Origin of the sequence: Mucilaginibacter defluvii (assembly GCF_039543225.1) — a bacterium.
Lineage (GTDB): Bacteria > Bacteroidota > Bacteroidia > Sphingobacteriales > Sphingobacteriaceae > Mucilaginibacter > Mucilaginibacter defluvii.
In genome coordinates this window covers 20,928-33,426 of sequence record NZ_BAABJI010000001.1, presented here as the reverse complement: position 1 = coordinate 33,426, position 12,499 = coordinate 20,928, and the positions used below count along the sequence as shown (strand labels likewise).

At 43.3% G+C, this 12,499-nt stretch carries 13 protein-coding genes and 1 tRNA gene; 8 read left to right on the top strand and 6 right to left on the bottom strand.

Annotation, left to right across the window (positions count from 1 at the left end):
* Positions 1–82 precede the first annotated feature (82 nt).
* A complete protein-coding gene (locus ABD960_RS00135) occupies positions 83–769 on the bottom strand; it encodes a hypothetical protein (protein ID WP_345328706.1) in 687 nt (228 codons plus the stop codon).
* 163 nt (positions 770–932) lie between these two features.
* On the opposite strand from ABD960_RS00135, the gene ABD960_RS00130 reads away from it, so the two are divergent.
* Both ABD960_RS00130 and bioA read left to right on the top strand, forming a co-directional pair.
* A complete protein-coding gene (locus tag ABD960_RS00130) occupies positions 933–2,045 on the top strand; it encodes a carbohydrate-binding family 9-like protein (RefSeq protein WP_345328704.1) in 1,113 nt (370 codons plus the stop codon).
* 23 nt (positions 2,046–2,068) lie between these two features.
* The gene (gene bioA, locus ABD960_RS00125) at positions 2,069–3,334 is read left to right on the top strand and encodes an adenosylmethionine--8-amino-7-oxononanoate transaminase (protein ID WP_345328702.1); all 1,266 of its coding nucleotides are present in this window, start codon (positions 2,069–2,071) and stop codon (positions 3,332–3,334) included.
* 32 nt (positions 3,335–3,366) lie between these two features.
* On the opposite strand, the gene ABD960_RS00120 is transcribed toward bioA, so the two are convergent.
* Positions 3,367–3,717, bottom strand: a complete 351-nt coding sequence (locus tag ABD960_RS00120) for a winged helix-turn-helix transcriptional regulator (RefSeq protein WP_345328700.1) — start codon at positions 3,715–3,717, stop codon at positions 3,367–3,369.
* Between the two features lie 104 nt (positions 3,718–3,821).
* Here ABD960_RS00120 and ABD960_RS00115 point away from each other — a divergent pair, with 104 nt between their 5' ends.
* Both ABD960_RS00115 and ABD960_RS00110 read left to right on the top strand, forming a co-directional pair.
* Positions 3,822–4,418 carry a short chain dehydrogenase gene (locus tag ABD960_RS00115; RefSeq protein WP_345328698.1) on the top strand — a complete coding sequence of 199 codons (597 nt, stop codon included), beginning with the start codon at positions 3,822–3,824 and terminating at the stop codon, positions 4,416–4,418.
* 48 nt (positions 4,419–4,466) lie between these two features.
* A complete protein-coding gene (locus ABD960_RS00110; protein ID WP_345328696.1) occupies positions 4,467–4,703 on the top strand; it encodes a hypothetical protein in 237 nt (78 codons plus the stop codon).
* A gap of 64 nt (positions 4,704–4,767) precedes the next feature.
* Here ABD960_RS00110 and ABD960_RS00105 read toward each other — a convergent pair whose 3' ends face one another.
* Both ABD960_RS00105 and ABD960_RS00100 read right to left on the bottom strand, forming a co-directional pair.
* Positions 4,768–5,679 carry a helix-turn-helix domain-containing protein gene (locus tag ABD960_RS00105; RefSeq protein WP_345328694.1) on the bottom strand — a complete coding sequence of 304 codons (912 nt, stop codon included), beginning with the start codon at positions 5,677–5,679 and terminating at the stop codon, positions 4,768–4,770.
* Between the two features lie 64 nt (positions 5,680–5,743).
* Complete coding sequence (locus ABD960_RS00100; protein WP_345328692.1) at positions 5,744–6,625, bottom strand: SDR family NAD(P)-dependent oxidoreductase; 882 nt, start codon at positions 6,623–6,625, stop codon at positions 5,744–5,746.
* Between the two features lie 278 nt (positions 6,626–6,903).
* On the opposite strand from ABD960_RS00100, the gene ABD960_RS00095 reads away from it, so the two are divergent.
* Together ABD960_RS00095 and ABD960_RS00090 are read left to right on the top strand one after the other, a co-directional pair.
* The gene (locus tag ABD960_RS00095; RefSeq protein ID WP_345328690.1) at positions 6,904–7,668 is read left to right on the top strand and encodes a glycoside hydrolase family 11 protein; all 765 of its coding nucleotides are present in this window, start codon (positions 6,904–6,906) and stop codon (positions 7,666–7,668) included.
* A 63-nt stretch (positions 7,669–7,731) separates the two neighbouring features.
* Entirely contained in the window at positions 7,732–8,241 is a 510-nt protein-coding gene (locus tag ABD960_RS00090; protein WP_345328688.1) for a hypothetical protein, read from the top strand.
* Between the two features lie 65 nt (positions 8,242–8,306).
* Here ABD960_RS00090 and ABD960_RS00085 read toward each other — a convergent pair whose 3' ends face one another.
* Entirely contained in the window at positions 8,307–10,184 is a 1,878-nt protein-coding gene (locus ABD960_RS00085; protein ID WP_345328686.1) for an SIR2 family protein, read from the bottom strand.
* Positions 10,185–10,363: 179 nt separating this feature from the next.
* Positions 10,364–10,437, bottom strand: a tRNA-Met gene (locus ABD960_RS00080).
* A gap of 123 nt (positions 10,438–10,560) precedes the next feature.
* On the opposite strand from ABD960_RS00080, the gene ABD960_RS00075 reads away from it, so the two are divergent.
* Both ABD960_RS00075 and ABD960_RS00070 read left to right on the top strand, forming a co-directional pair.
* Positions 10,561–10,938: an START-like domain-containing protein gene (locus ABD960_RS00075; protein WP_232179076.1), complete on the top strand. Its 378-nt coding sequence runs from the start codon at positions 10,561–10,563 to the stop codon at positions 10,936–10,938.
* Between the two features lie 99 nt (positions 10,939–11,037).
* Positions 11,038–12,462: an LptF/LptG family permease gene (locus ABD960_RS00070; protein ID WP_345328682.1), complete on the top strand. Its 1,425-nt coding sequence runs from the start codon at positions 11,038–11,040 to the stop codon at positions 12,460–12,462.
* Positions 12,463–12,499: the final 37 nt, after the last annotated feature.

Here is a 12,499-nt window from a genome sequence, read left to right as displayed (position 1 = left end):
AAATTACGTCATTGGAGTGGTGTTGCTTAAACAATACTAACTTATAATTATGCGTTTTTGGCATCAACCATGAAAACATCCCTCACGCAACGCTTGTTACAGACGACGTGTGTATCTTAGATTTTGCAGGCTTTAAGGATAAAGCTCCCGCTTGCCTTTTAACAAACAGGTAAAACTCAACCGCGGCAATGGCTAAAATGGTGTAGCCAAAAAGTTCTGTACATTCTTCAGAAGCGTTTTTAACGGCTCGAAGGTAACGGTCCTCCATTATCTCCTGCCAAAATTTGCCCCGTCCGTATAACCTGGAAAACACATAGGTAGTTAAAAACCCGGTTATAAAAACACCAAAGGCTTGCGTGTGCACAAACAAGGCTACGTTTTGCAAAAACTGATGCCAATGCCGCCACAGGTAAAATACCATAAACGCAAACAGGCTGAACACACCGGTCTGCCACGCGCCGTCAAATATATGATCATCAAGCAGTGAATCCTGCTCGCGGATAAAGGATGCCATAGCAAAGGAGAACAGGAAAAAGGCTAGCGCTTTAAATTGCTTATACTTTGCAGAAACACTGATGTATATGCCAGCCGCTGCCAATAACAAAGCGCTTTGAGCGAATTCGGTATAGGAGTCTTCGCCAAATTTTGATTCCTGCCCGTGCACTAACATGGCATCCCAACGAATAAACTCCGCCACACCAAAAACCAATGCTCCATAAATAATCAGCCTGAAAAATCCGGACTTTATCCCCGCAAAGTTTGCCTCCATTACGCTAATGTAAGGGTGAACTCTCCGCACTTATAGGCTAAAGCAGTCACTTAGTACCCTTTTTACATTTAACTTACAATTTATGTCACTTTAACATTTAATTAATTGAGAAGTGTAAAATTTTAAATTATCGATTGCAAAATTGATTTATCTATATTTAAGCATGCTTAAATATTTGATTACTGCCGCAATTGCTTTAACGGCAACAACTGCTGTAAAAAGCCAATCTGCTTTTGGCGATATGGCCCATCTATTTACTACTCCCGAGCATTATATAATTACCCATACCAATAAAGCCCCGCTTATTGATGGTGACATTAACGATAAAATTTGGGATCAGGCTAAATGGACCAGCAGCTTTGTTGATATTGAGGGCGATGCGAAGCCCAAGCCGCAATACAACACGCAGCTTAAAATGCTTTGGGACGACAGCAACCTGTACATTGCCGTAAAAATGGATGAGCCACACCTTTGGGCTTACCTTACCCATCATGACGATATTATTTTTCAGGATAATGATTTTGAGCTTTTTGTTGACCCCGATAATAATGGCCGCAATTATTTTGAGATAGAGGTTAACCAGCTTAATAAAATATTCGACTTATTTTTACCCAAGGCTTACCGCCACGGCGGCAATGCGCTAATTAGTTGGGATACACCGGGCATGCGCTCAGCTGTGAAACTCCAGGGTACGCTGAACAACCCGAAAGATACTGACAAAGGCTGGACGGTGGAATTAGCCATACCTCTTAAATCCATCGTATTTGGCTTTGATACCAATAAACCAGCCGACGGTAGTTTGTGGCGCATCAACTTTTCGCGCGTGGAGTGGGACACTAAAGTGGTAGACGGCAAATATGTTAAATTGAAGGATGTGCATGGCAAAAATTTGCCGGAGCGCAACTGGGTGTGGTCGGCCCCCGGACTGATCAGCATGCATTACCCGGAGCGTTGGGGGTATCTGCTATTCACTAAAAACACTACCGATGCCGGTGTTAGCTTTAACGTACCGTATACCGATCTGCAAAAGCAATACCTGTGGCTGGTATATTACAAGCAACAGGAGTATTTTAAACAACATAGCTTTTTCGCGCACGATCTGGATGAGCTTGGCATCAAAGCAACTGAATATAGCATATCGGGCAAAAACAACCGGTTAAGTATCGAGGCAACCAAACAGCAGTACACAGCTACCATAACCGACGATAGTGGCAGAACCATTTCTATAAACGAGGACGGCTTGTTTAAACAACCTAAGAAGCGAGCCGAGAAATAAGCCCATGCAATGCAGCGTAAGGCATGTATCTTTGCCTTATGCTTTGGCACCCTTATACCCAAATGAAACATGCCAGCCGCCTGCCGAAAATGGTAGCGGGCAACGGCGTGATGATGGAACTGGAAGACGGCCGCAAACTTATTGACGGTATATCTTCGTGGTGGTCGGTAATACATGGGTATAACCACCCGGTATTGAATGCAGCCCTGGCCAAACAGGCCGGAAAATTTGCCCATGTAATGCTCGGCGGCCTAACGCATGAGCCTGCATTACAGCTTGCAGAAGCTTTGGTACGCATTACCCCTGCCGGACTTAACCATGTATTTTTCTCTGACAGTGGCTCCATAGGTGTAGAGGTGGCGCTTAAAACAGCTATACAACACTGGAAAAACCTGGGCCATCTGGGAAAAACAAAAATAGTATCACTCAAAAACGGCTACCATGGCGATACCTTCAAGGCCATGGAAGTAAGCGATGATTCAGATTTTAGTCGCGCTTTCGCGGATGTGTTGCACCGTGGTTACATTGTAGATATCCCCCCGGGGGGCTTTGATGCCACCGCGGCGGATGTGCAACCTGCCGTTGATCAGTTGGAGCAACTATTTAGCAGCAACAGCGAGCGTATAGCCGCCTTTATAGTTGAGCCGATAGTACAGTGTGCGGGTGGGTTCCATATTTACTCACCCTTATACCTGCAGGCAGCCCGTGAACTATGCAATAAGTATAATGTGTTGCTGATATTTGACGAAGTAGCTACCGGCTTCGGGCGTACCGGCAAACTATTCGCCGCCGAACATGCAGGTGTAACACCCGACATTATGGTAGTTGGCAAGGCGCTAACTGCAGGTTACGTGGGGCATGCCGCTACTTTAAGCACTGATGCCGTTTTTAACAGCTTTTTAGGTGCCGATTACGAAAAGGCCCTGATGCATGGCCCTACATTTATGGCTAATGCACTGGCATGCACCGTAGCACTGAAAAGTATTGAACTTATTGAACAGAACGATTACCTGAGCAAAATTACGCAGATCAACGCCATCATCAACCGGGAATTTGATACGATCAGTTCACCACATATTGCCGGCAAGCGAAGTATTGGAGCGATAGGCGTAATTGAAGTTAAGGATGCTACTACACTTAGCGGCTTTAAAGCTTTCGCGATGGATGAGGGCGTTTGGCTGCGCCCGATCGGTAAAGTTTTATACCTGATGCCGCCTTATATTATTGAGCCTGATGAATTGATCAGCATTATTAACTTAATGCGTAAATGGATAAACCGCTCTACCTAAAAGCAAGTCAAATAGATAATTATTGAATTCACTTATTCATCCTTAATTATATGCTTCCGGCTCCAGTCGGATAATAAAAACATTACCTCTCTCAATGTTTCTCCTTTTTCGCTGAGGCTGTACTCCACCCTTGGCGGTACTTCCGGGTAAGCCCTGCGAATGATAATACCATCGGCTTCGAGTTCCTTTAATTGCCTTGATAATACCTTAAGTGCCATGCCGGGTATTATTTTATGCAGCTCGCCAAAGCGCAATGGTCCATTGAGTAGCAGCCATATAATCGGAGGTTTCCACTTACCGCCGATGACATCTATAGTAGCGGTAATGGGGCATTCCTCGGCGCTATGATAATTTATTTCTTTTTTTTCCTTTAGTACAGCCATTTTAAAACAAATCTTACTCATTTGTCATTAGTCGACAAAAAGGTAACTACTTGACAAAAGTAAAGTATTGGAGTAACTTTGATGGAAATAAAATATAAAAATAAATGAAAATCATCATTATTGGCGCATCCGGAACCATTGGCAAACACGTGGTTAAAGCGCTTGAAGCAGATAACGAAATTATAAGGGTAGGCTCAAAAAGCGGCGATTACCAGGTAAACATCACCGATGTAAACTCCATCAAAGCATTGTTTGAACAGGTGGGTTCCTTTGATGCGCTGATTAGTACTGCCGGCGATGGCCATTTCGGCCCGCTTGCGCAAATGACGGATGCCGACTTTAGGGTTGGTATTGACAGCAAGCTGCTTGGCCAGGTAAACCTGGTGCTGATAGGGCAGCATTACATCAATCCGAAAGGCTCGTTTACACTTACATCAGGTAGTATGGCGCATGATCCTATTGTTTTGGGCTCGGCAGTAAGTGCGGTTAATGGCGCCATAGATTCATTTGCCAAAGCAGCCGCCATCGAATTGGAAAATGGTGTTCGCATTAACTCTGTTGCTCCTACTGTTGTAGAAGAATCGCCGGAATATTTTCCGTTTTTTAAAGGGCAGATTCCCGTGGCTATGCACCGCGTAGCGCAAGCCTATGTAAAAAGTGTATTGGGCGCACAAACCGGGCAGGTGTATCCGGTACTTTAATTAAATTTTTCCAGGGGCGGTATTAAAATGCCATTGTATCTTTACCGCATGAAAAATTTTACGGTCGAGGCTGATAGCGCCACGTTCGAGTTTAACACCATGAACATACAACGCCTGCAGCTATTCCAGGTTTATGTTACGCATAACGGCGAAAAAAAGAGATTTCACATGCAGGTAAACGACCAGGGGGACTTTAAGATAACCGACCCGCAATCGTGCCCCGAAGAATATCACCGTACCGAGGAACAGCTAAATAAAGCTATCCAGATATATGGTAAACCATAACAATCTTTAATAATAAGAACGCCCTTAAATCAGATTCAAGGGCGTTCTTATTATAATATATATATTAATTAAAAGATCGCCTGAACTCCAACGGCGATAAATTAGTTTTGGTTTTAAATAACCTGCTGAACGATTGCGAATGCTCAAACCCTAAAGCATAGGCCACCTCACTTACCGACAGGTTGGTGGTCGACAGTTTTTCTTTAGCACGCTCGATCAGCTTGTCATGTATATAATGCTGCGCGTTTTGCCCGATCAGCGTACGCAGCATATCACTCAAATAACTTGCCGATACGTTCAGGTGCTCTGCGATGTAGGCCACGGTTGGCAACCCACGGCTGAGCGCGGTTTCGTCATTAAAGTATTGATTTAACACATCTTCCAGCTTTTGCAGCAGATCATGGTTTACAGCTTTGCGGGTGATGAACTGGCGCTTATAAAAACGGTTAGCGTAGTTGAGAAGCAACTCAATTTGTGAGATAACCACATCCTGGCTAAAATCGTCAATACGGCTGCTTAGTTCGGTCTCAATCATGCTGAATATACCCATGATCATGTTCTTCTCCTCTTCCGAAAGATGCAACGCCTCGTTGGTTGTATAAGAGAAAAAGCCGAATTGCTTGACATTTTTAGCCAAGGGATAGCCCAAAAAGAAATCGGGATGAATGAGCAACGTATAAGCAGAGCACACGCTGGCATCATGATTATTGTTACCTATTACCTGCCCGGGCGAAGCGAACAATAAACCGCCTTCATCAAAATCATAATAACTTTGGCCGTACTTTAACCTGCCCGTTACCTTTGGCTTGTACGATATTTTGTAAAAGCCCAGCACATGGTGCCTGAAAGGCTCAACCGGCCGATGGGCGCCATTAAGCAGGCTGATAAGCGGATGCTGCGGCTTGGGCAAACCAAAAGCCTGGTGCGCTTCCGTTAATGATTGTATTTTATGCGGACCGTTCTCTTCTCTTTTCATATCTAACCCTTAAAATAAGATAACCGATATTAATATCGGTTATCCATGAGTCATATTAAACCAGTTACTTAACGTTGCCCTGGGCAGCGCTCGATACATCCGCCCATTCTTCCCAGGTTTTTAAACGCTCGTTATAGGCGGCGCGCACGCCAGGCAAACAATGGCTACCCAAAAAGAAGCGTAGGGGCGGATTTTCAGCATCCACAATTTGCAAAACGGCATCAGCAGTTGCATTAGGGTCGCCTTTTTCCATACTGCCTAACTGGCCAAAAAACTCCTGTTTAAAATCCTCATAAACGTCAAGGTTCTGTGTAAACTTTAACGATTCGGGCGTACCGAATTCTGTAGCGTAAGCGCCCGGCTCAATTAGGGTTACCTTTACGCCAAATTGTTTAACCTCGGCGGCCAGGCTTTCGTGAATAGCCTCGAAAGCCCACTTTGTTGAACAATAATAACCAATAACCGGGAAAGTGATCTGCCCTACGTTGCTCGATGTGCCGATAATGTGCCCGCCGCCTTGCTTACGCAGCAAGGGCAGCGCAGCCTGTATAACCGCCACCGGACCAATAACATTGGTTTCGTAAAGCGCACGGATTTCATCCGCACTGGCTTCTTCAATTGTACCTACCAGTGAGTAGGCGGCGTTATTTAAAACCACATCCAGCCGGCCAAAATGCGCATGCGCCTGCGCTATGGTTGCCTTAACCTGTTCGGCATTGGTAACGTCGAGCGCTAAGGTTAGTACATTATCGCCGTATTTCTCTTTAAGGTCGGCAATGCTTTCCAGTTTACGGGCGGTAGCCACTACTTTGTCGCCACGTTTAAGCGCGGCCTCTGCCCACACGCGGCCAAACCCGCGCGACGAACCGGTTATGAACCAAACCTTTTTACCTGTATTTGGAGTTACATTATTTTGTGCTCCTGTGTTTTCTTGTTGATGTTCCATGTTTAATTATTTAATACTCAAATGTCGGCTTACGAAAACGTTAACATGTACCTTAATTGCGGGAGTTTGTAACCGAAATGTGGCTAATCCATTGCTGTAAAACGTTAAATCAATAGTTAAAATAGATTTTCATAAATTATCAATTACCTGTAATACAATAACTTAAACAGGTTAAATGTTTTCCGATTAAGTAAACATTTGTACAACACTTTTAATCATTACAGCCATTGCAGCGGCGACCCGGCAGGTACCTTCGTTTTAATCAATTACTCCAAATTATGAAAAAACAAAACTCTTCACCAATGGTGACCGGGAAGGTTGCCGTTGCAACTGCAATTGCGTTGCTTGTTTGCTCATCCTTAATTTCGGGCTGTAAAAAAGACTCGGCCAAACCTGCCGAAAAGCCTGAAGCCGAAGCGGTGGTTAACAAAAGCAGGCTCAAAACCAACACCTATCAATCGGGCACGCACAACGGCTTCTTTTGGTCGTTATGGAAAAGCGATGGCGCCACCGGCACCGTTAACTATGCCAATGGCAGCGGCGGAAACTACAGCGTAAACTGGAGCGGCTTTAACGGCAACTTTACTTGCGGCAAAGGCTATTCGGTTGGCTCGCCTACGTACAAAATCGGCTATAACCTGGGAAGCTACTCCAACTCAGGCGGTGGTACGTTTGGCTGGTACGGTTGGAGCCGGAGCCCGTATTACGAGTACTACGTTAACGAAACATGGGGCACCGAGTCGCCGCATACCGGCACCTTTTTGGGTACGTTTACAAGCGACGGCGCGGGCTACAACGTTTGGACCCGCTGGATGACCGGCAAAAACATTGATGGCGGCGACGGCTTCAGGCAGATCTACAGTTCGCGGGTTACCAAGGTTACGCCCGGCTCAAACCGCGTAATTACCTTTGCCAACCACTACAACAAATGGCAGAGCTATGGTTACACGCTTGGCCAGCTTAATATTCCGGCTATTATGGTTTCTGAAACCTGGGGAAGCAACACTGCCGGCAGCATTAACTGCACCATTTGGGCACAGTAATTACCATTATTTACAACCTGCGGCCTGAATTACACCGAGCCGCAGGTTTTTTACACTTATTACATGAGAGCTATCATCTATCTATCTGCCATTACATTGCTGCTTTTTTGTGCCTGTAATCAGGGTGCTGAAAAATCAGCCAATAAGGAAAAACTTTGCATCACCGGCAAATGGCACCGCTTTTCGATGGCGAATGGCTATACCGAGTTTGATATTGACACGCAGAACGTTGTATTTTATAACCAGAAAGCAGGCCGCTTTAAGCTGCCTTACAAAATTGAAAACGACTCGATAATATACCTGACTAAACCCTACGCGGCAAAAATCACTGCCCGTGGCGACTCCATACTATTAGAAGGTAACGACAGCACCACAGCGGTTTTACACCGCTTTGCAAAAACCGACGATCCGTTTACCCAGATACCCGAAGAAAAAGACACCACGGCCTTTGCCCACTATGTTAAAGGCTTTGACCAACGGCTGATCCAGGCGTTCAGAAAAGCCGGTATAGAATTAAATGATAATATGAGGAACGGTGGAGAAAGTGAATATCAGCGGCTGCTGGGAAAGTAGGGGGTAAATTTAACATCAAATGGAATAATTAACAATTAGGTAGAATTTACACCAACTTATTATTACTATCTAGTCTTGTTAAAAGGTTCCTGATAATAAGTGTAAATACGGCCACTACGACTAATCACTTCAATTTCTCTTGTTTTACCTGTTATTAATCTTTTTAGATTTTTCACTCTTGCTGATGGCACATGAATTCTCTGCGAACTGAGCTTTATATCGCAACCATGCAAATGAACAATTTCATTAATAGTGAGTTCGATATCAAGTGGAGCATCTTCGGTTTCCAATCTCTTACAAAACTCAACTGTTGTTTGGTTCATTTCGGTCATAGTTATTCGGATTGGGCCATCAACCAATTTAAAAGATTTTCCGTTTGCAATCTTTTCTAACCGCTGTAATTTGTTAAAAGACTCTAAATCAATATCAGTTATATCACGGAACTTTATTCCATAAAAGCCTTCAACTTCCTTCAATGATTCAAAATATTTTATAAACCAGTCGGCTTCATCAATGAAATCTTTGCGATATTGATAAGACTTTTTATTAATTATAGAGCCGTTATTGTGCAAATAAATCGTAAATGGCTGCTGTTCAAAAAAATATTTGACAAATCGATAAGCACGAATAGCTGATCTTACCGACTCATGTATTATATTCCGCTTGATTTCCAATTCAACATCACCACTTCCATCATTTTTCTTTGAGAATATAATATTTATGTCCAGATGATGTAATTTAACTTTGATACGAGGAGTAAAGCTGTGTTGCACACTCGCTACCAAATTTTCAAAATCAAGATCAAGACCGGGAAAACTTAAATCGAATTTATAATCTACCGGGTTACTTCGGATTCGAAGCTCTTCAATATCATTTTGCCCCATCATACGAATGCCACCAATATCATATTGAAAATCTTTAAGCATTTCCTTACTTACAATAAGCTCGTGGATTTCTCCCCTAAAAAAAGCTTGTTTTAACTTTGCAAATTCGCTTTCCGGAGCGTATTCTAATTTTACTATACCGTCGGCGAGCTTTCCATCAGTAGTACGAACAGAAGCGACCTGAAATCCCTTTGACGTGCTGATTAAATCAGGCAACAAATTTTTGTTTTTAAAATACGCCAAGAATGTATCTGCTGTAACTTTTTGTAGCCGCTGATCCCCAAAAATATTAAGTCGGATATCTTCTTCAATTTCGATAAGCAATTGTTCCCCGGTTCCTTGTATAACCTCAATACCTAAACGATTTAGATGTGCTACGCGGTGTTGAGCTACATTCGGAGCAACATAAAAAGCTTCTTTACGCATTTTTTTCAAGTATTTCGCGATATGCTCAAGCATAGCTATCACATTCGGATCTTCTAAACTATAGCCGACAAACAAGAGAACATTTGTTGCCATAAGCGTTGCCAAGTATGCCCAAAATGGAGAACTCCAATCTTGTTTATAAAAAGCTGCATAGTCAGACTTAGTTATAATGATACTCTCACTATCAGACAAATCTCCATGAATTTTAATAATGTTAACTTTCCTTTTATCTAAAAGTCCAATATCCATTTCACGATAGATCAAGTTACCTTTATCACCGTATGCAATCTCCAACAAAGGGTCATAATTTGTTGTAATGATGTTTTTAAAGTGTGGTATTGCTGTTAAATTTAAATGATTAGATAGGGTGGCTGGTGGTTTGCGATATGTATCACGAACCAATTTAATTATCTCATTTCTTGATCCATTTTTCAGTCTAACAAACTCTTCTGCGTAATCAGCTAATTGCAAATTAGAATCAATCAACACACGTTCACTTTCACTCAAAGACTCAGCGATTAATTCTTTAAGTGAACTACCGAGTGGATATCCTGCATATTTAGAAAAACCAGCGCCAATCCAAAGCACAACATCTTCGCTTCTAATATGATTAAATAAACTTTGTTTGCTCATAATGATGTGAAGATACGCAGTCTAAATCTCATCGCAAACTAGTAGAATTTAGAAAGTAAGACATAAAATAACCCTTTCAAATCCGCCTATAATTTCTTTTAATAATACAGCGCGAATGTGTATTTTACGTAGAAAACAATGAAAGCCCGCTACATAATGTAACGAGCTTTCATTGTAAGTAGCGGGGAGCAGGATCGAACTGCCGACCTTAGGGTTATGAATCCTACGCTCTAACCATCTGAGCTACCCCGCCGGATATTTTAATTGTGTGCCTTTGTAAAAAGGTTTGCAAATATAGTAGAAAATAGTTTTCTTTAGAAAAATTGTTCAACTTTTACTGCCAGCGCTTTTATAGTACTGTGTCACAACCCTGATTATGCCCGATAAGAAGAAATTCAACCTGGAATATGAGATCAAATCATCACCCAGAATTTTATACAGTTTTATAAGCGAACCTAACGGCCTTTCACAATGGTTTGCCGATGATGTTAACGTGCGCGATCAGATCTATACCTTTACCTGGGACGACGAACAGCAACGAGCCAAACTTGTTAATGCTAAAGAGAACAAGCTGGTACGCTTTAAATGGCTCGACGATGAGCCATACTATTTTGAATTGGAAGTAGTGCAGGATGAATTGACCAATGACGTGGCCCTGGCCATTACCGATTTTGCCACCGAGGACTCAATTGCCGAGCGGCGCCTGATTTGGGATAACCAGATTGATTACCTCATAAGCGTATTAGGCGCCTGACAGGCTACCGCAATACTACTTAGCCTTTTATAACGTTTACTTTGCACAACAGGCACAGGTACGCCCGCCTGCGGAATTTTATTTCCTTATTTTTGCAGTGTGAAAAAGATCCACCTTTTATTACTTAAATCATTCATCAGGCCATTTGTGGTAACATTCCTTATAGTAATGTTCGTTCTGCTGATGCTGTTTTTGTTTAAGTATATTGATGATTTGGTGGGCAAGGGTTTTGAGTGGTACGTTATTGCCGAGCTAATGCTATATGCCTCAGCCACAAACGTAGCCATGGCGCTGCCGCTGTCGGTTTTGCTTTCTTCTATCATGACGTATGGCGCACTCGGCGAAAATTATGAGCTGGTAGCCATTAAATCTGCCGGTATATCCCTGCGCCGCGCCATGGCCCCCATGTTCATCGTGGTGGCTATTTTAGCTATCAGCGCGTTCGTTTTCTCTGATTATATGCTGCCGGTAGCCAACCTCAAGTACTACTCGCTGCTGTATGATGTTCGGCAACAAAAATCAGCCAAGTTACTGCAGGAAGGTGTATTTACCACCAACTTCCCCGGTGCGGCTACCCGCGTAATGCGTAAAGGCAAGGACGGGCAAACGCTTTACGACATCATGATCTATCAAAAGGACGAAAAGACCAACAACATGAACGTCATCATGGCTAAAGAGGGCGTAATGTACCGGTCGCCGGGCGATAAATTTTTGGTGCTTAAGCTTAAGGACGGCATACGTTACGAAGAAAAACGCAGTGAAAGTAACTTCGACCCAAGGCAGGTATTTGTTCGGGTGCGTTTTCAAAATACGGAAATAAAATTCGACATCTCAGGTTTGAACATGAAACGTACCCCGCAGGACGAATTTCGGTCAGCCTTCGTGATGATGAACCTGAAGCAATTACGCCATTACCGCGATTCGACTGAAAAACAGGTGGATAGTACGGTAACGCAAACGTATAAAATGCTTTCGCCCTATGTAAAGTTTTTCACGCTGCCAAAGAAATCAAATTCAGTTAAAAAACCGGTCGCACCTAAAAATAATTCAGTTTTGGGCGGGATGGAAATTAATGAACAGATCAGTACCGTGTCCACCGCGCTAAGCGAGGTCCGTACTATACAGGACATGCTTAAGCAGAACGAAACCAACTCCAAGGAAACCATGAAGAACATTCGCCGTTCGGTGGTGGAGTACCAAAAAAAGTTCACGCTATCGGTAGCCTGCCTGGTATTATTCCTGATAGGCGCGCCACTGGGTGCCATTATCCGTAAGGGTGGTTTGGGTATGCCGGTGGTTATATCGGTTGTCTTCTTTTTGCTGTACCACATTATATCCACTATTGGCGAAAAGGGTGTAAAGGATGGCGCCATCCCGCCGGCAATAGGTATGTGGATCGCCATATTCGTGCTTTCGCCCATCGGCATGTTCCTGTCATACAAGGCTGCTACCGATTCCGCATTGTTTGATATGGAAGCTTATAAACGCTTTTTTAACCGCTTATTCAAGCGTAAGGCAGCCTAAAGTTATTTTACACAACACCGACCGGATTGCCGCAACC